General features: G+C 41.3%; 19 protein-coding genes. 1 reads left to right on the forward strand and 18 read right to left on the reverse strand.

All coding sequences use genetic code 11. The features are described from left to right. Positions 1–25 precede the first annotated feature (25 nt). The 15 genes from GT360_RS13380 to GT360_RS13450 all read right to left on the reverse strand — a co-directional run bounded on the left by GT360_RS13380 (position 26) and on the right by GT360_RS13450 (position 19,723). The gene (locus GT360_RS13380) at positions 26–1,969 is read right to left on the reverse strand and encodes a polysaccharide biosynthesis protein (RefSeq protein ID WP_164649328.1); all 1,944 of its coding nucleotides are present in this window, start codon (positions 1,967–1,969) and stop codon (positions 26–28) included. A gap of 191 nt (positions 1,970–2,160) precedes the next feature. Further along, positions 2,161–3,339: a DegT/DnrJ/EryC1/StrS family aminotransferase gene (locus tag GT360_RS13385; RefSeq protein ID WP_164649329.1), complete on the reverse strand. Its 1,179-nt coding sequence runs from the start codon at positions 3,337–3,339 to the stop codon at positions 2,161–2,163. Positions 3,340–3,354: 15 nt separating this feature from the next. Further along, a complete protein-coding gene (locus GT360_RS13390) occupies positions 3,355–3,987 on the reverse strand; it encodes an acetyltransferase (RefSeq protein WP_164649330.1) in 633 nt (210 codons plus the stop codon). Beyond that, a complete protein-coding gene (locus GT360_RS13395; protein WP_164649664.1) occupies positions 3,984–4,580 on the reverse strand; it encodes a sugar transferase in 597 nt (198 codons plus the stop codon). The genes GT360_RS13390 and GT360_RS13395 overlap by 4 nt, the downstream gene beginning before the upstream one ends. Next, a complete protein-coding gene (locus GT360_RS13400; RefSeq protein ID WP_239502558.1) occupies positions 4,576–5,718 on the reverse strand; it encodes a glycosyltransferase family 4 protein in 1,143 nt (380 codons plus the stop codon). The genes GT360_RS13395 and GT360_RS13400 overlap by 5 nt, the downstream gene beginning before the upstream one ends. A 111-nt stretch (positions 5,719–5,829) precedes the next feature. Continuing rightward, the gene (locus GT360_RS13405) at positions 5,830–7,083 is read right to left on the reverse strand and encodes an O-antigen ligase family protein (RefSeq protein WP_164649332.1); all 1,254 of its coding nucleotides are present in this window, start codon (positions 7,081–7,083) and stop codon (positions 5,830–5,832) included. Then, a complete protein-coding gene (locus GT360_RS13410; protein WP_164649333.1) occupies positions 7,073–7,942 on the reverse strand; it encodes a hypothetical protein in 870 nt (289 codons plus the stop codon). Before GT360_RS13410 ends, GT360_RS13405 begins: the two co-directional genes overlap by 11 nt. Before the next feature lie 50 nt (positions 7,943–7,992). Then, positions 7,993–8,988: a glycosyltransferase family 2 protein gene (locus tag GT360_RS13415; RefSeq protein ID WP_164649334.1), complete on the reverse strand. Its 996-nt coding sequence runs from the start codon at positions 8,986–8,988 to the stop codon at positions 7,993–7,995. A gap of 29 nt (positions 8,989–9,017) precedes the next feature. Then, positions 9,018–10,106, reverse strand: a complete 1,089-nt coding sequence (locus tag GT360_RS13420; RefSeq protein WP_164649335.1) for a polysaccharide pyruvyl transferase family protein — start codon at positions 10,104–10,106, stop codon at positions 9,018–9,020. A gap of 1 nt (position 10,107) precedes the next feature. Next, positions 10,108–11,844, reverse strand: a complete 1,737-nt coding sequence (locus GT360_RS13425; protein ID WP_164649336.1) for a thiamine pyrophosphate-binding protein — start codon at positions 11,842–11,844, stop codon at positions 10,108–10,110. A 12-nt stretch (positions 11,845–11,856) separates the two neighbouring features. After that, on the reverse strand, positions 11,857–12,918 hold the full coding sequence (locus tag GT360_RS13430) for an NAD-dependent epimerase/dehydratase family protein (protein ID WP_204274534.1): 1,062 nt from the start codon (positions 12,916–12,918) through the stop codon (positions 11,857–11,859). Continuing rightward, a complete protein-coding gene (locus GT360_RS13435) occupies positions 12,915–14,438 on the reverse strand; it encodes an oligosaccharide flippase family protein (RefSeq protein ID WP_204274535.1) in 1,524 nt (507 codons plus the stop codon). The genes GT360_RS13430 and GT360_RS13435 overlap by 4 nt, the downstream gene beginning before the upstream one ends. A 101-nt stretch (positions 14,439–14,539) precedes the next feature. Continuing rightward, on the reverse strand, positions 14,540–15,520 hold the full coding sequence (locus GT360_RS13440) for a Wzz/FepE/Etk N-terminal domain-containing protein (RefSeq protein WP_164649337.1): 981 nt from the start codon (positions 15,518–15,520) through the stop codon (positions 14,540–14,542). Between the two features lie 109 nt (positions 15,521–15,629). Beyond that, positions 15,630–18,368: an SLBB domain-containing protein gene (locus tag GT360_RS13445; RefSeq protein ID WP_164649338.1), complete on the reverse strand. Its 2,739-nt coding sequence runs from the start codon at positions 18,366–18,368 to the stop codon at positions 15,630–15,632. A 41-nt stretch (positions 18,369–18,409) separates the two neighbouring features. Continuing rightward, complete coding sequence (locus GT360_RS13450) at positions 18,410–19,723, reverse strand: capsule assembly Wzi family protein (protein WP_164649339.1); 1,314 nt, start codon at positions 19,721–19,723, stop codon at positions 18,410–18,412. Between the two features lie 420 nt (positions 19,724–20,143). Here GT360_RS13450 and GT360_RS13455 point away from each other — a divergent pair, with 420 nt between their 5' ends. Beyond that, complete coding sequence (locus GT360_RS13455; RefSeq protein ID WP_164649340.1) at positions 20,144–21,187, forward strand: undecaprenyl-phosphate alpha-N-acetylglucosaminyl 1-phosphate transferase; 1,044 nt, start codon at positions 20,144–20,146, stop codon at positions 21,185–21,187. Positions 21,188–21,301: 114 nt separating this feature from the next. Here the strand turns inward: GT360_RS13455 and cysN are convergent, their stop codons facing one another. From cysN to cysC, 3 genes are all read right to left on the reverse strand, one after another. Continuing rightward, on the reverse strand, positions 21,302–22,711 hold the full coding sequence (gene cysN / locus GT360_RS13460) for a sulfate adenylyltransferase subunit CysN (RefSeq protein ID WP_164649341.1): 1,410 nt from the start codon (positions 22,709–22,711) through the stop codon (positions 21,302–21,304). Between the two features lie 114 nt (positions 22,712–22,825). Further along, the gene (locus GT360_RS13465) at positions 22,826–23,788 is read right to left on the reverse strand and encodes a DHH family phosphoesterase (protein WP_164649342.1); all 963 of its coding nucleotides are present in this window, start codon (positions 23,786–23,788) and stop codon (positions 22,826–22,828) included. Then, positions 23,788–24,435, reverse strand: a complete 648-nt coding sequence (gene cysC / locus GT360_RS13470) for an adenylyl-sulfate kinase (RefSeq protein ID WP_164649343.1) — start codon at positions 24,433–24,435, stop codon at positions 23,788–23,790. Before cysC ends, GT360_RS13465 begins: the two co-directional genes overlap by 1 nt. Between the last annotated feature and the right edge of the window lie 6 nt (positions 24,436–24,441).

Consider the following 24,441-nt stretch of genomic DNA (forward strand, 5'->3'; position numbering starts at 1 on the left):
GCGCCCAATAGAGCGCCTTCTTTGATTAACTGTTAACTATAAATTCACTATCACTATTTTTGGCCAAGTGTGAATAATTCCAAACTAAATCACCAATACCATCTGTTGGCTTGAACCCAGCTGGAGCTTCAAGCATCAGTTCTCTAATTGATTCATGATCAAAGCTATGACAAGCTAAATCAAGCTTTTCAAGTAGTTCTTCATATTTTTCTATTGATAGAAAAACCTCATTAGCCGTCATGATGCGCTCATGCGCTGTGCGTTTTACATTATCGCCAATAAGCAGCTCTTCAAACAGCTTCTCTCCAGGTCGTAAGCCTGCAAATTTTATTTCAATATCACCATGAGGATTGTCTTCCCCTTTTACCTCTAGTCCAGATAACTGGATAAGGTTTTTCGCTAAATCTACAATCTTGACTGATTCGCCCATATCCAGTACGAAAACGTCTCCGCCTTTCCCCATTGCTCCGGCTTGAATCACTAATTGTGCGGCTTCAGGTATCGTCATGAAAAAACGTGTGATATCTGGATGCGTAACGGTTAACGGCCCACCATTTTCAATTTGTTTTTTAAAGAGTGGGATAACAGAACCTGAAGAACCAAGTACGTTGCCGAAACGCACCATGCAAAAGCGTGTGCCTTTTGATTTTTTATTTTCTTGTTCGGACAGAGCTTGAAGTCCCAATTCTGCTAAACGTTTAGTTGTTCCCATTACGTTAGTAGGGCGCACAGCCTTATCAGTTGAGATAAGAACAAACGACTCTACACCACATTCAATCGCAGCTTTTGCTGTATAGAACGTACCAAAGACATTGTTACGAATACCCTCAATTACATTGTACTCAACCAAAGGTACATGCTTGTAAGCAGCAGCATGGTAAACAGTCTGAACACCAAAAGACTCCATGGCAGTTTTCAAACGATGCTCATGTTGAATAGATCCCATTAAAGGTATGATCTCACAAGTTAAGTCTCTCTCTTTTACTAGTTCAGAAAGCTCTCTATCTATTTGATACAACCCAAACTCAGAAAGTTCAAACAACACAACAGCTTTAGGGTTCTGCATCACAATTTGTCGACATAGCTCTGAACCAATAGAGCCTCCTGCACCAGTAACCATAACAACTTTATCTTTGATGTTTGACTCCAGAAGCACTTGCTGAGGAGCAACAGGATCTCGACCAAGCAAATCTTCGATAGGAACATCTTTAAGCTCATCGATTTTTGCATTACCACTGACAATATCAGTCATGTCAGGTACTGTTTTAACTTCAACTGGTAGCTTTGCTAACTGGTCAAGTATCACTTTTCGGCGTGCGCGTGATGCACTAGGCACTGCAAGAAGAACTTGATCAACGTTGTACTTACTAATTACTGACATAGCGTCGTTTACCGATATCACAGGAAGTCCTAAGATCATCGTATTAGTTAACGTCTTATCACCATCAATAAAGGCTCGGACACGATAATCCCCAGAGGCTCTTAGTGCGAAGGCTAACTGACGACCACCAGAGCCAGCCCCATAAATTACGACCTCTTTACTAGCCTTACTCTTTGACTGTGCGACCAAAGAGCGAACTATTACACGAGGGCCACCACAAAACAGAGCCAAAAAAGCACCATAGATGATTGGTACTGTTCGAGGGAGAGGATCACTCAAGCAAAAACTAAGCAACGCTAGTAGTATCGCAGAAAGCGCTGCACCAGATGTGATCACAAATAGTGCTTGAAATGTGAGGTATCTCAGGACTGCTTTGTAGAGACCGAGACGTGCGAACACCGCAATAGTTACTACTATCAGAACACTCAATATCCCCCACACGTTCATTTGGGACAAATAGCTAAAGTTTCCCATCCTAGCAACCAAAGCCAGATGAAACGCAAAAAATATCAAACCGCAATCGACCAGCACACCGATAATGCGCTTATTAGTGCGAGGTAGTTGCCATAAAAATTGTAGACGCTGCATAATTGAGTTTTTAATAATGACCCATTAGAGTCCGTTCATAGTAAAAAAAAAACGTCCTACGCACCACTATTAGCGTGATGAATTAAACGAACAAGTATTAGAGACAGGAGCTACGTCTATGCCTCTAATTTAGGATAACGAGCTGAAGTACCACAGACAGATACACTTAGTATACTGTCTGTGACTAATAACTATTCCACTTGAGCTTCTAAAAGTACCTCTCGAATTACTTGACATGAGATGGCTATTTCATTATCGGTCAACGTAGGGTGAACCAAAAACATTAGGCTAGTTTCCCCAAGCCTGACTGCGTTATTCAACCGTTCTTTAGGTCTCCAAGGTGTGTCGTCAAATGCTTTCTCTAGATACACTTCAGAACAACTGCCTTGAAACGCAGGCACACCACGTTTTGTTATAGACTCAACGATACGATCCCTAGTCCACCCATCAGCAAGATACTTGGGCTCAACAAATAGGTAATGCTTATACTCCGCATGCTCTATGTGTTCCGGCACTTCCACTCTACGAACTACTTTTAAGTCCTCAACCGCTGAATCTATCTGTGCAGCATTTGACTGACGCTTTTCGGTCCACTCCTCCATACGAGTTAGTTGAACACGCCCTATAACAGCTTGCAATTCAGTCATTCGCCAGTTTGTACCAAAACTTTCGTGCAACCAACGGAAACCCGGTGGATGCTCTCGGTTGTATATTGCATCAAAGCTTTTACCATGATCTTTGTAAGACCACATTTTAGACCAAAGTTGCTTATCATTCGTGGTGACCATACCGCCTTCACCACCTGTAGTCATAATCTTATCTTGACAAAAAGACCACGCACCTATGTGACCGATAGTACCCACGCTTTTTCCTTTATACTTAGCGCCGTGAGCCTGAGCACAGTCTTCTATAACGTAGAAGCCATGCTTGTCTGAAAGCTCCATAATGGTGTCCATGTCAGCTGCCATACCAGCAAGATGCACAACGATCACAGCCTTTGTTTTAGGTGTCAAAACGCTAGAAATTGATTCAGCAGTAATAGCTTGACTGTTCAAGTCAACATCAGCGAAGACTGGTGAAGCACCAGACGTGACAATAGAAGAAGCTGAAGCGAGGAAGGTCCTTGGTGTAGTTATTACTTCGTCACCCTCTGTAACCCCCAGAGCTTTGAGAGCCAAGTCAAGCGCAAGAGTTCCATTGCCCAAGGCAATTGCATATTTGGACTTAGTCCAAGCTGCAAACTCTTTTTCAAACTCACGACATTCAGTTCCTGTCCAATAATTAACTTTGTTAGACAGCAGCGTTCGGCTTACTGCATCTGCCTCTTCTTGTGTAAAAGAGGGCCATGGGGAAAATGGGGTATTAAGCACAATATCACCTAATTATTAGTCTTTCTTAATTGATAATTCATGAGCAGGCGTACCTACTACAATTTTACTGTCGAGTACGTCTTTAACCACTGTTGAACCAGCACCAACAACAACATCTCTACCAATTGAGACTTGTTGTTTAACTTGACTACCGACACCAATCCAAGTGTTCTCACCGACTTCTACTGCTCCGGCTAAATTCGCACCAGGGCTAACATGAACTCCTTTGCCAAGCTTACAGTCGTGATCAACCGTAGCAGATGTGTTTATGATACAAGCTTCATCTATGTGACAAAACGAATTAACTACGGCTTGCGCCATAATTACCGTCCCAGCATGGATTTGCGCGTATTGACTAATGACTGCGCTAGGATGTCTCAAGACCGATAGCGTAGCGGAAACTTCTTTGAGTCGTTGAAACTTTTCCAGACGCACTTTATTGTTTCCAATAGCAACAACACACAAGTCATATTGTGCCGCCGAAGCGAGTAATGTTCTCGAATCTCCTAAAACTGGCCAATGTTCTATGCTGGTCAGCTCAGGCCAACGGTCATCAAAGAAAGTAATTTGGTTAAAGCCGTTCAATTCTGCAATTTCCGCGATAACCTTTCCATGGCCGCTAGCCCCTAAAATTGCACAAGTCTTCATTGATTGTCAGAACCTTTAAAAGGCTCAGTAGTAACGTGACCTTCCGCTGATATCCCCTCTTTAACTAACACTTTTTTCACTGTAAGAAAAAGGATCTTAAGGTCAAGAAACAAACTTTGGTTGTCTACGTAACGGACATCGAGCTCGAACTTCTCCTCCCAACTTATCGCGTTACGTCCGTTTACTTGCGCTAAACCTGTAACTCCAGGGCGTACTTCATGCCGTCTTGCCTGCATTTCGTTGTAAAGAGGAAGGTATTGCATCAAAAGAGGGCGAGGGCCAACTAAACTCATATCTCCCTTCAAAACATTCCAAAGTTCAGGTAACTCATCTAAGCTACTATTTCTCAACTTGGTGCCAAATGGAGTCATTCTTTCTGAATCAGGTAACGGTTGACCATCGTCCCCTATCGCATCCTTCATTGAGCGAAATTTAACCATCTCAAATGGCATGCCATTTAACCCTGGCCGGGTCTGACGGAATAATATTGGCGAACCAAGATTTTTGCGAATCTTCCAAGCAAGCAAAACTATAATGGGGGATAACAACACCAAAGCGGTTAATGAAACCAGGATATCAAAACTACGCTTAATCATTTACTACACCTAAAAGTACATTTTCCAGTCGATTCGCCATTATGTCTCGGGAATATTGATTGTATGAAAGCTGTTTACAGGCTTTTACAGCATATTGATATTGAGTCTCCGATGAAAGAAATTCTGAGACGTTTCTGACAGATGAAGCAGGGTCCTGTGGGTCTAGAATCAAGCCACACTGGCTATGCTCGATAAACTCTTTCTGCCATCCTCCATAATTTACAGCAACCGGTGTTTGCGAAGCTAAAGCGTCAAATAACTTGTTAGCAGAGTTATGCCACATCTCTTTGACTGGACCAAAAAGGGACAAAGCAAGATCTGCACAAGATAGTAACTCAACAACCTCAGTTTTGGGTATTGGGTCAAGAATAAAGAGATTCTTTTCGAAAACACCATTTCGTTTTGCACTCTCAACAACTAAGGACTTTTCCATACCATCCCCGACAGCAAGAAAGCACAGCTCTGGGAATGCACTTTTAGCATGTTCTGCCAGCTTAACAATATAGCTAACATCATTGATAGCGCCGAAAGTGCCAGTGTAGACAACTAATTTGCGGTCTTTAATGAAGTCCAACTTGGATTCTCTATATCTCGCCCCTACCTCGGGATTAACATCGAAAAGACTAGTATCACAACTATTCGTTGCTATCGTTACTTTTGATGGTTCTATTCCACAGCGAATAACACCATCACGCATACCTGGTGACAACGCTACAATGTGCTCAGAATTGCGATACGCTACTCTTTCAAGAAACTTAGCTGCTTTGATTACAAGGGGATTTTTTATCGCTCCGATGGCAACTGGTAATTCTGGCCATAAATCTCGCACTTCAAAAACCATCGGCTTCGCCTTTAGTTTAGAATAAAGTATCCCTGGGACGGCTATCGTAAGAGGTGTGCTTGTAGCAAAGACGACATCTGCTTTAATTTTCAACGCTCTCAAAGAAGAGCGAATTGCAAAGCTAAAAAACTTTACGACTCTTTTGACATAAGAGTCTTTGTTCGAATACGGCAAATGCAAAACATGTAGTTTAATGCCTTCGATTTCCAAAATGTTCCAACCATCCTGGAGTTTAAACTCACTAGATAAGAACGCCGAACTTGTAACAAATGTTACCTGATTTCCATTTTTCACTAACCTCTTTGCCATTTCATATGACCGCGTTCCTGCATTAGAGGAAGGTGTAGCAAAATACTGATGTAAATAGAGAATATGCAATTTATTAATAACCCAAATTTCAAAAAATTAATTGGAGCTTAGTAAACTTTCTTGACGTTTGAAAGACTGGTTCAAATACAAGGCCAAGCCAAGAAATCCATAAAAGAACAAAGAAAACTTAGTTGTGTCGTGGTGAGCAGAGCTCAAACCTGAAATAGGATAGGTTATATACCAAACAAAAAGCGAAAGAGCAAAACAACTTTGCACTGGATTAAAAGCACTTCGACGAGACACTGAAAAGTAAATGAATGAAGTAAAAACGCAAGCAAAAAGAAACAAAACAAGAAAAAACAGACCATACCTAGATGGATAAAGGGAGTACAATGATTCGAACATGTACAAGGATTTGGCAACACCAAAGCCTAAAGGAGTATTGATTTTGTCAAACACATAATCTATTTGATCTTGCCTGTAATTAACTGAATTACTATTCCCTTGACTAATTTGCTCTATACCATCAAACATATATGGCATAAGTTCTTTAAGCTCCTGAATATAGTAAATCCCGAAAAAAACCATCAAGGAAACACCACCAGCGACCACAAACATCCGCTTAACATTTAATATAAGAAACAACATTAATAGTAATGCTATAGCGATAGTTAAAAGACTACTTCGACTTTGGGATAGTAGTATCGTAACGAACACCAAAAAAAACATTACTAAAGATTTAATGCGATATGACAAGCCTCTACATTTAAATGCGCACAAGAAGAAAAATGACATGGGCCACAACATAAAAGAGGCGAAGTTGTACGTTGTAAAAAAAGGAGAAATAGCTTTATTACCCAAGATAGGTACAGACTCTCTTTTATAAAGGTAGTAAGAGACCTCCCTAAACCCGAGCAAATTAAAGACATCAAGCAGGTTAAATACAACCACAAATAATGAAAACACCCAAATAAGCTTGATAAAACCATTCAATATACTTTGAGGATCTCCCCTTGAGTTATAAAGGTACAAGAAAAACACAAAGTAACACAAAACCTTTGCAAGTTCGGAGATGTCAGAAAAAGTGACTATACCATTATAACCATCTAAACCAAGCGACCAAGAAAGGCAAAGTAGCATTATCAGAAAATATGCACTAACCTTGAGGGGAACTTTTATACTTCTAAATAAAAACAGAAAAGTAAATAAAACAAACCCCACCCCAAACATAAAGACGATATAATCACCATTACTGGTGAGTCTTGGGAATGTTGGGAATAGCAAAAAAGCCAATGGGAAATAGAAATAATACAACTCGTTATTTCTATTTGGCTTTGACCTAGTCATCATATCCAAAGTCATTTGAAGTCAGCCCAAAATAAGACATAGTAGCCTTTAGTTGTGTATCGTTCTTTCCCTCTCCGATATTCACCTTTTCTAAACCTTTTCTTTGTTTAGATAGAACACAATAGAAGTGTTCAAGGTTATGTCCAACATTTGTAGATGTGTAACCATTTTTCAAAGTACATGCCTTAAACCAAACATCATCAGCATATGGTGCATGTTCAAGAAAAGCAGCCCTATGACTGTCGAGGTTTACCAGAGCCCCTGTAGGATATAAGACGCTGCCAACCCCTGTAGGGAATACATCCTGTCTATCCTCCACCGTCCCTTGGCACTTTTCCCATTGGGTGTAAGGAAGAATGTCACCTGTTGAGGTAAACCTCATTAAATGCGAGCGAAAACAAACTACACTTTGGGAATTAATAGATGCTTGCTCTAAAGCCAGTTGTCCGAGCCAACTTGGATAAAACACATCATCATCAGCAGTCATGATAAAACTAACAGACTCCTTTTTTTCGATGTATTCATAGTAAAGTTTTTTATAAGACCGAATATTTTCATCGATAAACTTAATATCAAGCCCTCTGCTTTTTAATCTCTTCAAAGAACGAGGAATTTCTTCCGGGCTTATATCCTCTTTAGATAACCAAAGAGTAATACTAACTGGAGCACAAACTTGTTTAGCTAAAGACTCTATCGTTAGGTAAACCGTGTTTAATCGTTCACCATAAGAAGTAAGAGATATTGAATACTTTGACTTTGGATCTAAGTTAATAGACTTGCTAGTCAAGCGATTCACCACATAGTAATACAATTGGTGAATCATCGACACAAAATAAAACACCAACTTACTAAAAAACTTCATTGTAAAACCTTAAAAATCAACCAACCAAAATTTTAGTTTGGACTACCACACTAAAAACCCAACACTTTCCTAACAATTACCTTGCATACAACTAAGCCATCATTAATTAAAATAGACTTCAAGAATGAACAGTTCTTAAACTTATAGAACAACTGTTTATTATCGGACACCAAAGCCAATAGAGAGCGGATTGACCAATCACGATACAATTTGAAGTTAGCACTACCAAAGCTAGTTTTTACGAGTCCTTTTGTTTCATCATAAGCTTCATATCTTTGCTTTAAATAGCTCAAATTCTTATTACTTCTTGTTAAAGACCCTTCTTCATCAACATAATAATATAACACTTCACCCAAAAACAAAATACGACTCGCATTACTTAACAGAGTGAGAGTAAACATATGGTCTTCATGAACAGGCCTGTTTATGAACGATGCGCCGGAGGAAATTGCAAGACTTCTATTAAAAACAAAACTCCAGACTGCTGAAGTATAACCAAAATCAGAGAATAACTTATTAAATGCCTGACTACTATCGGACAAGCTCATATTTTGGGGCACTTTGATTTTATCTCGAATATAGTTACCATCTACGTCTGACACTACCGAGGAGAAGTAAATCATATCCGGTGTATTTTCAATTGCACTGAGTATAGGCTGGATGAAATCACTTGAAATTCTATCGTCAGAGTCACAAAAGAACACATATTTTCCTTGAGCGCGCTCCAATCCCACTTGCCTAGCCATGCCAGCACCAGAGTTTTCGATCGTGACAACATTTACTTGATCACGAAGGTGACCGTGCTGCTCCAAGACATTATTAATGGTCTCAAGAGTATTATCTCTAGAACCATCATTCACTACAACGACCTCTACACTATCGACTATCTGAGAAAAAATGCTAACCAAAAGACTCGCAATCTTCTTTCCCGAGTTATAGCAAGGAATAACTATAGACAACTTCATAAAACCAACTACCAAAAATACTCTTATTACAATAAAGGCACTAACGTGTTTGCTACTTCTAAAAGGAGCATAGCTGCTCATCCTTGAGCTAATTGAAACAACTTTCTTTGTTATCTCAATGAAGACTGAAGGTATGCTACTGACTGCTCACGTACCTTGCTTAAACTCTCTTCCGCGTTTTCGAAATCTATAACTGCATCTAAATCGACTTCAGAAATATCAGAAATATGTCTTTCTAATAGATTCGCACTCGACAATAAGTTTTCAGAACGTAAGTCTACCGTATTGCCAAATTTCATCGTATAGAACGGCACTTTATTTATGATAGAGAAAGCAGTACCGTGGAAGCTACTCGTTATAACAAACTCAGCATTCTTGAATAGTGATAAGAAATCATCTGGAGATGCTGTCGAGAAATGACTTTTACTCACACTGTGATCTGTCTTCGAAGTTAGAACGATCACCTCTAAACCAAGTTTTTCAGCAATTAGATCTACAATTGGATTTGCCATTGGGTGCTCTACAACTTGATACACCACAACATACTTTTTCTTTTGCTTGCTTGAAGGGGTGATCTCCGACCATTCTTCTTCTGTAAGTAAAAGAGTTGGGTCCAGTGTTACTACACTCTCAACACCAAAGTTGTCCGCTAAACTTTCTTGAAGCTGCTTTTCTCTTACCCCAACTTGATTCAAGTTTTCAAGCTTACCACGAAACTCTGATGTAAAGCTCTCTGGCTTCATGCCATTGCCCATACTCGCAGCATAGGAAATAACATTCTTTGTAGAAACGCCTTCAATCTCACCAAAATATATTGGGTCAACTCCACCAGTGATATTGAAGTTCCATACTTGATCACTGCCAATAACAATAGAATCCAATGAATTGGGTATGTCTGTATTTATGTATTTATCTATAAACTGATTGAAACCATTATACCTGGCTTTTTTTCTGCTGAAGTCGAGAAGTAGTCTAACCATTTTTTTAGCTTCAACGACTAAGCTTCTGTCTGTTTTGATTGTAGGCCAAATATTGTATTTGCCACTCAGTTTTTCGTTTTTTGCATCTACAAAACCAACATCATAGCCCAATGAACTAATTTTATGCTTGAGCGCATATGCTTGTAGTAGCGCACCGTAGTTATGGGCATCGTGGAAAGTTACAATCCCTACTTTTTTCTTATTTTCTTTGATGGTCATTTTACTTGTTTAAAACCTTCTTAACTACGTTGATTCCACCTTTGCCTAGAATCTTTTTTGCTCCAACTTTAAATGTAGATGCATGATCCTTTACGATTGAGTTCATGAGTTCTAATGCTTTACTTTCATCTTCATGGTTAGTAAATACTTCTAAAACAATCGAACGTTCTGATACATTGTTATCAACAAATGCTCGATAGCAACCTTCAAAGTCAGCTTTGCTACTTGCTGAAAGATAGTCAAAGCCTAAGTTTTGAACATAGTCTTTAATTAAACTAGGAGATTTGTTACCAAAGTGATTTGCCGCTGCGATAAACTCATCACTCGACTCCATAAAATATGCAGCATGGTGATTATAGTTTTTGAACTCTGTTCCTTTACCATTATTGATAACTAGAATTCTGAGATTTTTACCTACATGCCTATTTCCGAGAGCATTCATATCGTAAAAGAATGCAAGGTCACCAACGATGCAAAAGTTTAATCGTTCAGTATTAGCTAATGAAGCACCGAGTGTGGTTGAAAGAGCACCATCAATACCAAAACCACCAACGTTTGACGAAGTATTTATGGATGAATCTATTTCAAAGAAATTCCAAGAACGGAGGCTATTTAAGATAGCAAAATGCAGATTACTATCGTTCGGAATTACACTTGATAACTTAGAAGCCATCCATATGTTTGAAAAGGGTAAATCAGGTATTGATTTTTTAATCCCACTGATGCTTTCGTTAATACTCTCGAAGTAAGAACTAGTTTTAGACTCTTCACTAGAGTATTGCTTGAAGAAGTCTGATGGTTTCATTTCAAAGACATTTGTCAGTTTTCTAAATGTGTCTCTCAGTTCCCCATCTTCATTGACTCGCCAAACTTCTTTGCCGACTAAAGGACCAATCGAGTAGTCTCCCGAAACTTCTCCTATGTGGATAAGTGTATCGGGCCTATATTTTTCTTTATTCATATATACCTGAGAAGACAACAGAGATGTTAGCACTCGGTATTTTCCTTTATAGCCACTACTATGGTCACAAAATACCGCGGCATTATTGACTTCGCAGAACTTATCTAATGCCTCTGTTTCAAGCTCAGTCCATCTCTTATGAGCACCTACAAATACAGCTACTTTTCCCTTCAAATGAGGCAAGTTATCACCTAAGAAATGTCTTTCTATCTTTTTGTATCGTGGCGATTCAGAACGCTCAAAAGGCAAGGTATAAGTAGAAGGAATATTAATATGAACTGGACCACCACCGTTTCTGGTAAGTTCCAAAATTGCTCTATTTACCTTAATCTCACAATTCCAAATATCATCTTTATCCTTAACGATTGGCAGTTCTACACTGAGCTTCGCGACATCATTCTGGATAGTGCTTCTATCTAACGTTTGAGCAACAAGATGTCCTACTTTCGCGAAGTCTTGCATAGATGTAATTGCAAGAACCGGTAGTTTACGATAGTAAGCTTCTGTCAATCCAGGCGCGTAGTTGCGCGATGCTGTTGCACCAGTACAACTAATTACCACTGGCTCGCCTGTTTCTTCGGCTAAACCACACGCCATATATGCCGCTGAACGTTCATCTACAGCTGAATAAATTTTAAAGTATGGATCGTTCTGTATACTACCAATCAACGCTACATTAGTAGTACCTGGTGAAGCTACTACTTTGTTGATCCCATGGGATTTAAGCAAAGAAATCACAATTTGTGCATTCTTTTCTTTTGTAATTAGTTGAGTCATTCTTTTAAAACCTTATTTGATAAACCTGAAGTAAATATACTTCAACTTATTTTTAACTCCATCAATTTCGCTTAAACGAGTATACTCTCCTGCATACTTATCTTTAATAGCTTCACTTCTCCAGTTTATCGCTAAAAACTTGGGATTATAGACAAAAGTATTTAGACAAGCTTTTAATCCTTCAGAGTAAGAAGTAAAGTCATTAACGTCTATAAATCTTTCAATTTTTGAGTTATCGAAAGTTCGATTATAAAATCTATCATACCTAATCTGATAAATAGATGCATGATGAGAACTGAATTCTGGTAAGTCTTGGAGTAGAACTTTAGGCCTAAATCCAAGTTGCTTCTCTATTTCTTCGCAATATAGAGTTAATACCTCTTCCCAAGAAGTTGACTCATTAGACGTGATATGAAAGACCTCGCCCAAGGCACCTTCTCTACCCAGTAGACTAGAGATCGCCTTAGCCACATCATAACCCGAAGTTATTGTGGTGCGCTTACCACACATCTCTTTCGAGAAAACTATCGTTTTGCCTTTCAAAGCTCTATATAACCAAGATTCCTTTTCCAAAACTCCTAACTGAAGACGGTTATCACCATAGGTAATATACGGTCTGACTATGGTCCAATTCTTGGCTTTACTCGAATATAGTATATTTTCTTGTCTTGCCTTAGCTAAGGCATATTCATCTGTTGCTAGAAACTCAGTATCTTTTGATACATCCAATAGTCGAGAAGAGTTTTCAGTTATTTTCCCATTTGAGTCCGCATATACTCGAGCAGAGCTCAAATATACATATTGTTTTGTATACTTTAATAATTTATCTACTTTTTTCTCAAAAGATGACGTAGAGTAGATCATAAAATCAACTACAACGTCCCACCCCAAAGTTAAGACTTCATCAATAAAATCGTCATCTTGAGCATTACCCTGAATAAACTTGACATTTACATTTTCTGAAGTTTTTGAACTTCTGGATGTCACCGTAACCTCGTATCCATTGTCAGTTAAGAGACTTTGTAGATAGACTCCCATTGCTCCAGTACCGCCAAGTAATAGTGCTTTCTTCACGCAACTTTTCCCTTAAATTTTGTCAGAACAAATGACTTAACTTTCTCTCTCCAGACCTCATCAAGACCAAAGAAGTACATTGCAACAGTCGATACAGCCATACTAGAGAAAACAACCATTATGAATGGGATATAACCATGGCCAAGCAATAGCTTTACTGGTATTACAAATAAAGTAGAGGTAACGACTAAGAGCATCATTGGCTTGCAAACATCAAGAAAGAAGTTTCTCTTTGAGATATTCACCAAGTTTGAGACAAGAAATAGTCTTACAAAAAACATTACGACATTTACTATTATAGCGACGATAAACACAACAAATGCTGGATGACCGAGACTCAATAGTAAGTAAGCGAATATAAATATGAACATTTGTAGAATGCCCAAAGTCAACTCATACCCTCTCATCTTCCCGGGAGCTCTGGCGGCTGTAGCTAGCGGTAAGCTTATTGACAAAATAAGAGCTTCAATTAGTGCGAGCCGAGTAAACAATATAGCTTCAGAAGGAATATCAACTAACCATATACCTAAAACCACTTCCATTTCGATAATCAGTGGTAATGCAAAAACCCACATCAAGAAAAAAGTCAACTTTGAGCCATTTGAAATTAATGACTCAAATTCTTTACGTTCATTAGAAGCATAACTTTTTATAATTGCAGGATAGATGCCCGTGTTGAAACCATTTGAGAACAAGTTGACCTTTGAAGCGATAGTAACTGCAATTGCTCTCGCGGCCACCGTTGCAGGGTTGAAGTATTGGTTTATTAAAATTGTCACTGCTTGAACACGGATAGACGTAGAAAATTGACCAAACATCGTCCAGCCAACAAAAGACATCATGTCTTTTACTTGATGCTTCTGCCAGCTAAAGTTTATCTTTCTACATTCATCATAATTATATATGCAGGTCACAAAATAGATTGATAATGTTATTAATCCAACAACCAATAGAAATTGGCTATAAAGAACAAGCTTATCACCAGGAACATAAACTAGCAAAAATACCGCGGCTAGCTTGATTAGCGCCTCTAATATTGATATTGAGGCAAAATAATGCATATCCTCGTGAGCAATAATAATTGAAATAAAAGGGGCTGTAAGTATTGATAATACGAATGTTGCTACTGAATACTGATAAACAAGGAAAGCAGCTTCAATGCGCTCAGGAGGCAGTAGCAGTTTTTCTTCAACATACCATAACCCTAACGTTTGAAATAAAAGTAGTGAGAACAGAGCAATACTTACATAAATAAACACTGTCAAAGAATAGGTACTAGACAATAAATTCCTATCTTTTTTACCTAGCGCAAATGAAAAATAACGCTGTGTTGCAGAGCCTAAACTCCCACTTAAAAAAGTACAAAAAGTAACAATGCCAGCTACAACACTGTAAACACCAAAGTCTTCGACTCCAAGTACATCTAGAACAACCCTGACTATATAAAGGTTTGCGGCTAACAGTATCAGCTGCCTGATATATAGCATAAATGTATTTTTGAATATTCTCTTACTGACCATTCTACTGCTTAATTCAAACTATTCATAAAATTCAATTTCTCTCAGCTATTCTTGTTTTCAAAGCCTAGCTACAACGTTAACTTTTCGATACACATCTCAATTTAACTCGCTTTCTGACCGTTCAGTACAAAACGTACTAAAACAATCAACGTCCCAAGTACACCACCCAACAAAAGGGCCAGCACACATATTATTGCTCTTTTAGGACCATCTTTTTCTTCGGGTACAACAGCAGGGTCAATCGTTTTAAACACAAACTCCTCTTCAACTTCCGCTAGCATTTGTGTCTTGTATTGTTCTTCTATTAATGAGTAGAACATATTTTGTAACTCAGTAACTTGAGTTCGATTTATCTGTTCTTGGAGGTAGGCTATTTTCGTGCTTGCTTCTGACAAAGCACGCTCTTTCATCCATTCATTCAAGTCTTGGACAAGAAGTGTCACCCAGTCTTGTGCTATGAATGGGGACTTGCTGATAATCGAAATCGTTACCATCCCTGTAGTTTTGTCTTCACTCACATCGAGAATCTCTTTGAATTCTTTGTGTGCTTCCCAAAGCGTTGGTTCAAGAGATTCATTCTCATCATCAAAAAGCCACTCTTTTGCTATAGCATCATATAGCTCAGCATCATAATACACTCGGTTTGAGCCTTCATTCCATGCGTCTATCGCCATAAGTGGCGCCAATAAGTCATGTTTTTTGATAAAAGTTTCAATAAACTTGCGTGACTGTAATATGGCTATGGCCTCAACTTTGGGATCAGCTTTAGCCTCACCACCTATATTTACACCAGCAAATGTGGCCAGAGTTCCAAGTGAGCCCGAAAGCCCCCCGCCACTGCTACTATATGTTGGAGTCAACAGAACTTCTGATTTGTAAGTGTTAGGCTGAGATATGGCGAACAAAACCCCTGCTACAACAAATACAAATGTCGTTAGAACAATGATCCACTTTCCTCGCCATAAAGCTTTGAAAAGCTCATGTAGATCAATTTCATCACCGTTAGATTGAGGCTGAGGATAGTAGCCAGGAGGGAATGGGTATTGCCCTTCGTTATTGGTTACGTTTTGAGATTTTGACATTGATAAAGTTCTTTCTGAAATAACCAAAGTGAGGCTTTCACCCCACATAGCCTCCCCAAGTACTGAGGAGGGGCGTTTAGTACGAGTGACTAACTTACTGACGGTTACGTTAGTCTTTGATAGCGCTCCAAGCGACACCTAGCTGGTAAAGAATCTGCGTGGCTGACGTCACTGTGCTTAGGCCATCTAGGTAATCCACATCGATCGGCACGATAATCGTATCGCCAGGACGAAGTGATTCGCTGCTGCGGCTGAACCAATACGAATTATTTGGAATCATTACTGAGCCGTCAGCACGAACAACATAAACTCTATCAGTGTCTGCTTGCTTCTTCGTACCACCCGCTAGATTGATGTAGTCATCAACTGTCTTCGCATTATCAAAGGTATGCGTAGAGGTGAATTGCACTTCACCGATAATAGAGACTGTCTTTTCGAACTCCGGAATATAAATCTTATCTTGGTTAGCAAGACGAATATCCGCATCTTTGCTACCGTCGAGAATGGCTGGCATGTCAATCACCATACGTCCTAACGCAGGTGTATTTCCAAGATTATTAACCAACTCCATTGCTTCGGTAGGGCTTGATGAGAAACTTGCAGAAGAGCTGTTCTTACGCAGAGTCAAACCTGAGATTTGATTTTGCAGCTCGCGGCGTAGATATGCCATTTGCTGCTGTTCTCGAAGCTTAAGTTTTTCACGAGAGAAGACTGCCGCATTTGGATCGGCCCACTGAGTCAAACCACCAGCACGTTCAATAATGTCGCCAATCGTTTCACCACGGTTAATTGAATAGTTACCTGGGAATTTCACTTCACCTTGCAGCTCAACCACCATCTCAGACTGCCAGCTTGGCTTCTTGAAAATGATCAAGCGATCTTTAGAAGTCAGCATCTTGTTTGCAACTGGATTTCCAGCAAATACTCCGCTTAGATCAATTCGGCTGTGATGGAGGTTTTTGTCATCCATGTCACCTTCATTTGAAAGAAAACGAGAAAGCTCGGCTTCCAATAAGAATGCAGACTCTTGAAGACCACCTGCTGCTTTTAGCAGGTCTGCAATTTCCATATTTTTGCTCAACGGGTAAACACCTGGGTGTTTGACATCACCTGAAATTTCTACCAGTTTTAAAGGCTCATCGATACTTGCTTGAGCTTTTAGCCGCTCGATGATCGGCTGAAGCTCTTTTGCTCGAGAAGAAAGCTCATCATCTTGAACAAGCTCATTTAGTTTATTGTTAGAGGTGTTGTCTGCTGAGCCCTTCGTTACTTCTTTTAATGCGCCAGTTTCCGGGTCGACCTTTGTTACTGTCTGCTGCTGCTGTGCTAAATCACGCTCAAGTCTCGCCAAAGCCTCGGTTTCCTGACGGATCTTTTCAAGCTCTGCTTGAGACTTAGTGTTCTTGCCCAGCCAGTAATCCACATCTAGGTTGTTACTGAACACGAAGATTTGGTCACGATTTTTCAGTACTAGGTCATCACGAGAATGCGGTGACTTAATCGCTTTACCAAGGTCAAATTGCAGTACTTCAATGTCTTTGTTAACGTTGATTTCACGAACCACTAATGCGTAATCAAGCTCGGCCGTTGGCTTAAGGTCTTTAGTAATGTCTTGGAATACATCTGAGATACGCATGCCAGTTGTGAACTGATAACCACCTTGTCGTACCGCTTCACCACGCACACCGACTGCAGTAGAGACATTTTCTGTCATTTGGCCAATCTGGACTACGTCGCCATTGTGGATTTTGAAATTCTTCCCTGATGCTTTCGTCACATCTAACGTTTTAACATCAATACCATTCTTGCTGCGACGTAAAACGGTCACTTGACCTAGGTAAGCGTCAGACAGGGTGCCGCCCGCATAGTTCAACACGGTAGACAGTAGTGTCGGGCGGTCCAGCTCATAATATGCAGGGCGTGTCACAGAGCCTTGAACCGTAATGTTCGATTTCTTGGCAGGGATAAATAGCGTATCGCCTTTCTCAAGGCGAACATCGTTGCTGCTGTCACCTTTAAGCAGCAAGTCATACATATCAAGCGTAGCCACCACTTGACCTTGACGCTTCAGCTGAACTTCACGCAGTGAACCGGTCTCTTTTACGCCGCCAGCAGCGATAAGGGCTTGAGTAAGCGTGGTTACACCGTTGACGTTGTAAGCACCTGGCTGAGTCGCTTCACCAACCACATACACTTGCATCATGCGCATGTTGGCCATCGAAATAACAACATTACCACCGATGATGCGCTCTTGAATCAAGCTTGTGAGCTCATCATTCATGACACTGAATGATTTGCCTGCCACATTGACAGGACCAACACGAGGAATTGTAATTTGACCATTACGGTCAACCGTGACGACCTCTTCGCCATCTTCTTTACCAAACAGCTGGATACGGATCTCATCACCAGGGCCAACCACATAGTCACTAGGAACAGGGATGTTATCGAACGCAACAAAACTGTCAGGTGATCCCTTTAAAACATCGTAACCAAATGGCATCAGCTCTTCTTGCTGAAGCTTAATATGGTTCATCAGCTCTTTGACTTGCTCATCCGTCAAGTCTTTTAGCATCAACTCATAGTCAGCATCAGTTAGCACGGTTTCTGCTTCATTACCTGCCATTGCGCGTGTTGGTGCGGCGATTTCTGTTTGAGATGATGCTGAAGAGCGACCTGCTCCCGTAATCATGCTCACATCGACACCATATTGACGAGCGAGTTGCTCTTGCTGAGCTTTTGGCAGCTTTTTGAATTGTTCAATTTGCGCAGGCGTTGGCTGTGCTGCAAAGGCAAATTGACTAGCGAATAACGTCGTCGCTAGAGTGATTTTATTTAACAACTTCATGTTAAGTGACAGTTCCTTGCTAACTGGTAACTAATAAGTGATTAGTAACGATATTCATAACCAAAGTCGAAATTGGGTTCATCAATGGTTTTATTCGGTGATGCGTAGTCAACATACCCCAGTCCAAAACTAAACATACCTTGTTGGAATGGGATATGGTAATCAATTTGTGATGCTTTTTCGTGCGTGCGATCAGATTGTGAGTCTCTTCTAACAATGCTAATGCGATGGTCATTTGGTAATTGCCCATAAAAGGCTAAAGAATAACTATCACCCCATAGTGTTGAAGTGCGATCATTAAGCACTCGTTGTTGCGTCCCAGACCACTTTTCTCTGTCTTGTTCGTCTACAGATTGCCCCTCAAGAACAATCGTGACCTCGGTACCCCAAGCATGCAAATGCCCTTCCCAGCCATAAACGACAGCGGATGTCGATTCATCAAGCTCTATATTTTGATAGTTGGCGAAAACCGCATGGCTCAAGCCTTGAAACTTAGGTAGAGTCAAACGACCATCGATACCATAAATCATCAGTTGGCTCTCTGATTTATCCTCATCAGAAAGCTGATAATTGAGGCCAAATTCAAACGCAGGATGCGGCTTTGCGATGAATCGGTTAGACCAGACATAGCTTGCCTCTTGGTCGATGTAATCCACCACTGTATCAAAGTTCCAGAAACCAAGAACAGGCATCTGTTCACCCACCCACGATACTTGTAGTGATGGAGCCGCCTCACCAAAACTCGCTTGCTGAACATTGTGCTGCCAAGAAGGCCCCCACCAGCGCTCAAGATAACCCAAAGAAACAAGGCCGAACCCCAGATTAAAAGACAAGTGACTGCCTTTGAAGTTCACATCGGTATCGTATTTTGAGTCTGAACCTGAAAGAGACGCGCTCGGTTTAAGGCTATCTGCGTAATTGATACTTAATCGGAATGAAAAATCATCGTCTAGGTGATCGTAACTAGAGTAGATTCCCCACTTATCAGTGCCTTTATCACCAAAGCCAAGATGAGCTTGAGGTGTCGACTGATAAATGGCTTTGGCCATGACATTGCCACGGGAAAACTGCGCATTGTTCATCGCATGGCGAAGGTGTTGTACGGCATAGCGAACACTCGCATCGGAGTGTTTTGTTTTGATGTCATCACCAAGCGTGCTCCAACGTAGCGGGTAACTACTCATCGGGGCAAGCAACAGATGATTATCAGAAAGTTTATGAAGAGAAGAACGTAAGAAGGGATCATTACTTTCTAGCCAAGGGGAGGCCATCGTTGGTAATGACACTAGAATGGTAGCAAAACACATTCCCGCACTTAATTTGGTGCGATTAGATAGTCCTTTGTTAAACCTCATTAAAACTAACCCTAACGTTTCAAAAGCCCGTAACCAGCCGAATTTTATAACATTTTTGGCACGCTACCGCCCTTAGGTCTGGCTCCTAAAGGCAAGTTTGATATTTTTATTTATTTTTTTTTGTGGGTCGAAGTTTACCTGAAACTGACACTAGATGTAAGGAAGAAAACAGCCTGCCAGCGAAGTATGTAATTACTTTCAACACTGCTTCCGAAATCATCATTATTTGAACCAAGATCACAGAAATAATTTATAACTATAACATTCAATGATTTAGCCCCAAGCCACTGTTCAACAGAGAGTTTGCTGCCATTTTCAATAAAAAACCTATTGCATAACTCAATGTTGCTTATGATTGTAAGGATTTTGTCGAGCTGTTGTGGTAAATTAGCGTTTTCTTTGAATGACAATGACAATGGAATGTATATATATAGTCTTTCGATGATTGCTGTTTTCTGTTTAGTGAATGTAGCTCTCATTCAACTACTCGCTAAACAAGCTCGTCGTGTAGGTCTAGTTGATCGTCGTTCAACGGAGCAATACCCACTGATTGGTGGTGTCTGTTTTTTTGCTGCTACCGTTGGTCTACTTTCCACCCTTGAACCCCTCTTACCCTTTCAATCACAATATATATTCTGCGTTACTGTGCTTATCTGCTTAGGGGTTATTGACGACCGTTTTGATATTTCCTACCGATACCGGCTCATTATTCAGAGCTTTCTGGCGGGTATTATGATTTTTGGATTAAATATTAAGATCACTGAACTTGGTGACTTGATTGCCATTGGCGACATCACGCTGCTCTACACGTCACATATCGTCACCTTGCTCGCGATTCTCGGTGCTATCAATGCATTTAACATGATTGATGGCGTTGATGGCTTACTGATTACGCAATCAATTATCACCCTAGTCGCCATTGGTATCGGGTTTACGCTTTCTGGCAACTACCAAGAGATGGTCTTTTGCTTTGCCACTTCTGCCATTCTTTTACCCTGCTTACGGGCTAATATCGGCCGATGGGGACAGAAAAGAAAGATATTTATGGGGGATGCAGGAAGCACACTGATTGGGTTTACGATCATATGGCTTCTCATTGAGGCAACAACCCAAGAGTCAGGTCAAAGTTCGATTCGAACAGTTACCGCACTGTGGCTTATTGCTGTCCCTCTGATGGATATGGCGCATGTTATCCTCTATCGAATCAAACTAGAGCGGTCACCATTTAAACCAGATTACAACCACCTCCACCACACACTTATCGGACTAGGCCTGTCAGAAGCTAAAACGAGAACAACCATGAGCCTCATCGGTATTTATGCGGCTGGTTTTGGTCTTTGGGGCGAAATAACCCATATCCCAGAAGCGGTGATGTTTTTTGTTTTTCTGATGGCTTTTGCCCTATTTTGTGCGTTCAAACACTATGCGCTTCGCCGGGTTTCTCGCAACTGCCGTGGGCGTTAAGGGACAAGGGACAAGGGACAAGGGACAAGAATAATAATAATAAAGTAATCTGAATTAAATGCAAAAAAAAGCAGCGTTTTTCGAACGCTGCTTTTTCTATTTAAATTTAGAAACTTAGATTTCGCTACAGCCCCATTCTGGGAAGTGCTTGCGCACGTAAGCGTTTAGGTCTTTCTCGGCTTGTGAGTAGATGCGCACTGACTCATCGCTGCCGTCGGCTAAGTGGCTAACCATACCGGCGCCTACTGTCACATTGGTGTGACGGTCAATGACGACAAACGCACCGGTTTGCGGCAAGTTGCCGTAGGTATCCACAGCCACTTTATCGGTGAGAGAAAGACTCGATAGAGCAATCTCGTTGAGATCCAGTGTTTCACTGTTTTCCGCGTGTTGCTGAAGTGTATTCACATCAATTTTGTGCTCGATGTTCGACACTTTACCCGCACAAGACTTGGTGGCGAACTTGAAGATGTATTCTTTGTGCGTACGCATTGGATTCTCATCCATCCATACTATGTGAGCATCCATCTTGTTAGTGACTACTGGCTCATGGCCCGTATGCACTAGCATATCACCACGAGATACATCGATTTCGTCTTCCAGTGTCAACGTGATTGCCTGACCCGGCTGTGCAGTAACCAGCTCACCATCGTAAGTAAAGATCGACTTGATGCGTGATGTTTTGCCAGAAGGCAGCGCAGTCACTTCATCACCCACTTGAACCACACCAGAAGCGAGCGTGCCGCAGAAACCGCGGAAGTTTAGGTTTGGACGGTTCACGTACTGCACAGGGAAGCGCATGTGTTCTAAGTCTTTGTCTTGACCAATCTTCACCGTTTCAAGCAGCTTCATTAGTGTTGCGCCTGGGTACCAATCCATATTTTCACTTGGCGTAACCACGTTATCGCCTTTTAGTGCAGAGATTGGCACAAAACGGATGTCGTCGATGTTGAAGCTCTTCGCCATCTCACGGTAGTCCGCTTTGATTTTCTGGTAAACATCGTGGCTGTATTCCATCAGGTCCATTTTGTTGATAGCAACAATGATGTGCTTGATGCCTAATAGGCTACAGATGTAGCTGTGACGTTTAGTTTGCGTTTGAATGCCGTGGCGAGCATCCACCATCACGATAGCAAGGTCACACGTAGACGCGCCGGTAACCATGTTACGCGTGTACTGCTCGTGTCCTGGAGTATCGGCAATGATGAACTTACGCTTGTCTGTTGAGAAGTAACGGTAAGCCACATCGATAGTGATGCCCTGCTCGCGCTCAGATTGCAAACCGTCTACCAATAGAGCTAGGTCGAAAGCTTCATCGGTGGTGTTGAACTTCTGTGAGTCTTTCTCAATCGCTGCCATTTGGTCTTCATAGATAAGCTTACTATCAAAAAGTAGGCGACCAATCAGCGTTGATTTACCGTCATCAACGTTACCACAGGTAAGAAAACGAAGTAGGTCTTTGTTTTCGTGAACTTTTAGATACGCTTCGATATCCGTCGCGATCAATTCAGAAGAGTGTGACATTTCAAATCCTTGTATGGATTAGGGGCAAGGAATAAGAGACAAGGTGTAAGGAAAAGAGCGTTTAGCGCCCCTTGCACCTTTTACCTTGTCACTTGAACCTTGTGCCTAAAATTTCTATGAGTAAAAACTTTCCAGTTTTTCAATAAATTGTGCTTTCAAATCAATCGGTAACTGATTGATACCCGCAGCTGCCTTTCGTCCACCACCGGTTGGGAAGGATGAGCAGATCTCATCGGCACCAATGCGGTTATTTAGTGGGGCACGTACGCTTACTGTGTAATCTTCACCACTCGCGTTCATGGTTAGCACGCCGTGCGCAGTATCTGGGGCTTGGTTGGCAAGCTCATTACCAAACACGCCACTGATTCGGCGGGCCCAGGCTTCACATGGCAACTCAAAAACGCGAGCAACCTCATTTGCGCTGATTGGCTCTAGTGCTGCTACATTGGCGTAATCAGACTCGTAGCCTTTTTTCAGGGTGTAGTATGGTGAGACTGGCTCATCACGCAGTGCCAATGGGCATGGGTACTCCACCAGCATTTTGTACAGCTCAGCTGGCTCAATATGCAGGTCATCCAGTGATGCGCCATAGCCGTTGTAGTTAATCAGCGTGCCAAGCTCTTTAAGAAACTCAGTATCTTCTTGAGATAAGCCGATTTCACTCGCCAGCTTTTCCGCGCTCGTAAACAGGTTGTCACCAAATGCCGCAGCCACTGCCCACTTGGCAAACTGACCACCAAGCTTTTGGTTGATAAGTAGGCTAGTACAAACTTCAGCATCCAAATCGATCAAAGCTTCAAGCTTGTCCGATTGTGGAATATCGCCCGCACGGTGGTGGTCGCAATAGAAAACCTCAACGCCTTTCGCTAGCAATGTTGCCAGCGGCGCTTGGTTCTTTTCCATTGAGATATCTAGTGCTGTTATTGAAGTCACATCATCATTGTCTGCAATTTTGCTCAGCAGTTTGATGTCACGCTTAACGCCCGTCACCAATACCGAATCTTTTGGCTCAGCCAGTCGCATTTGCACCAAAGCAATGATGCCGTCGGCATCGCCATTAAAGAGATCGTAATGCATTACTTCGCTCCTTCCAGCGTCAGGTAGCCTTTCACCGCCAGCTGCTCAACCACATACTCAGCGCACGCTTCAATCGACTTGTTTGCCGTTTCTAGGTGAATCTCAGGGTTCACCGGCGCTTCATAGGTTGAATCGATACCAGTGAAGTTTTTGATTTCACCTGCTCGTGCTTTTTTGTACAGCCCTTTCGGGTCACGTTGCTCACACACCTCAAGCGGTGTATCAACAAACACTTCCAAAAACTCACCCTCTTGCATCAAATCACGAGCTTGCGCACGGTCTGAAATGAAAGGTGAGATAAAGGCCGTTAAGACAATCGAACCAGAATCAACAAACAGCTTTGCGACTTCGCCAATACGACGAATGTTTTCCACGCGGTCTGCATCGCTAAAACCGAGATCTTTGTTTAAGCCATGACGCACATTGTCACCATCAAGCAGGTAGCTGTGCTTACCCAAACTCAAAAGCTTGCTCTCTACGGCATTCGCCACGGTCGACTTACCCGAACCACTTAAGCCGGTAAACCAAAGCACCACGGGTTTTTGCTGCTTTTGGTTCACGCGGTCCTGGTGACTCACCGTGCTGTTATGCCAAACCACATCATCGCTGACGGAGTCGTTTTGTTTCACTTCGTATGGAGATGACATCCAACT

It is taken from the genome of Vibrio astriarenae, assembly GCF_010587385.1.
GTDB classification, from domain to species: domain Bacteria; phylum Pseudomonadota; class Gammaproteobacteria; order Enterobacterales; family Vibrionaceae; genus Vibrio; species Vibrio astriarenae.

What these genes read in the sequence shown, in the direction of transcription:
- GT360_RS13380 (WP_164649328.1), bottom strand. Translation starts at nt 1,969, where the DNA reads ATGCAGCGTCTACAATTTTTATGGCAACTACCTCGCACTAATAAGCGC.
- GT360_RS13390 (WP_164649330.1), bottom strand. Translation starts at nt 3,987, where the DNA reads ATGAAGACTTGTGCAATTTTAGGGGCTAGCGGCCATGGAAAGGTTATC.
- GT360_RS13405 (WP_164649332.1), bottom strand. Translation starts at nt 7,083, where the DNA reads ATGATGACTAGGTCAAAGCCAAATAGAAATAACGAGTTGTATTATTTC.
- GT360_RS13410 (WP_164649333.1), bottom strand. Translation starts at nt 7,942, where the DNA reads ATGAAGTTTTTTAGTAAGTTGGTGTTTTATTTTGTGTCGATGATTCAC.
- GT360_RS13415 (WP_164649334.1), bottom strand. Translation starts at nt 8,988, where the DNA reads ATGAGCAGCTATGCTCCTTTTAGAAGTAGCAAACACGTTAGTGCCTTT.
- GT360_RS13420 (WP_164649335.1), bottom strand. Translation starts at nt 10,106, where the DNA reads ATGACCATCAAAGAAAATAAGAAAAAAGTAGGGATTGTAACTTTCCAC.
- GT360_RS13425 (WP_164649336.1), bottom strand. Translation starts at nt 11,844, where the DNA reads ATGACTCAACTAATTACAAAAGAAAAGAATGCACAAATTGTGATTTCT.
- GT360_RS13435 (WP_204274535.1), bottom strand. Translation starts at nt 14,438, where the DNA reads ATGGTCAGTAAGAGAATATTCAAAAATACATTTATGCTATATATCAGG.
- GT360_RS13440 (WP_164649337.1), bottom strand. Translation starts at nt 15,520, where the DNA reads ATGTCAAAATCTCAAAACGTAACCAATAACGAAGGGCAATACCCATTC.
- GT360_RS13445 (WP_164649338.1), bottom strand. Translation starts at nt 18,368, where the DNA reads ATGAAGTTGTTAAATAAAATCACTCTAGCGACGACGTTATTCGCTAGT.
- GT360_RS13450 (WP_164649339.1), bottom strand. Translation starts at nt 19,723, where the DNA reads ATGAGGTTTAACAAAGGACTATCTAATCGCACCAAATTAAGTGCGGGA.
- GT360_RS13455 (WP_164649340.1), top strand. Translation starts at nt 20,144, where the DNA reads ATGTATATATATAGTCTTTCGATGATTGCTGTTTTCTGTTTAGTGAAT.
- cysN (WP_164649341.1), bottom strand. Translation starts at nt 22,711, where the DNA reads ATGTCACACTCTTCTGAATTGATCGCGACGGATATCGAAGCGTATCTA.
- GT360_RS13465 (WP_164649342.1), bottom strand. Translation starts at nt 23,788, where the DNA reads ATGCATTACGATCTCTTTAATGGCGATGCCGACGGCATCATTGCTTTG.
- cysC (WP_164649343.1), bottom strand. Translation starts at nt 24,435, where the DNA reads ATGTCATCTCCATACGAAGTGAAACAAAACGACTCCGTCAGCGATGAT.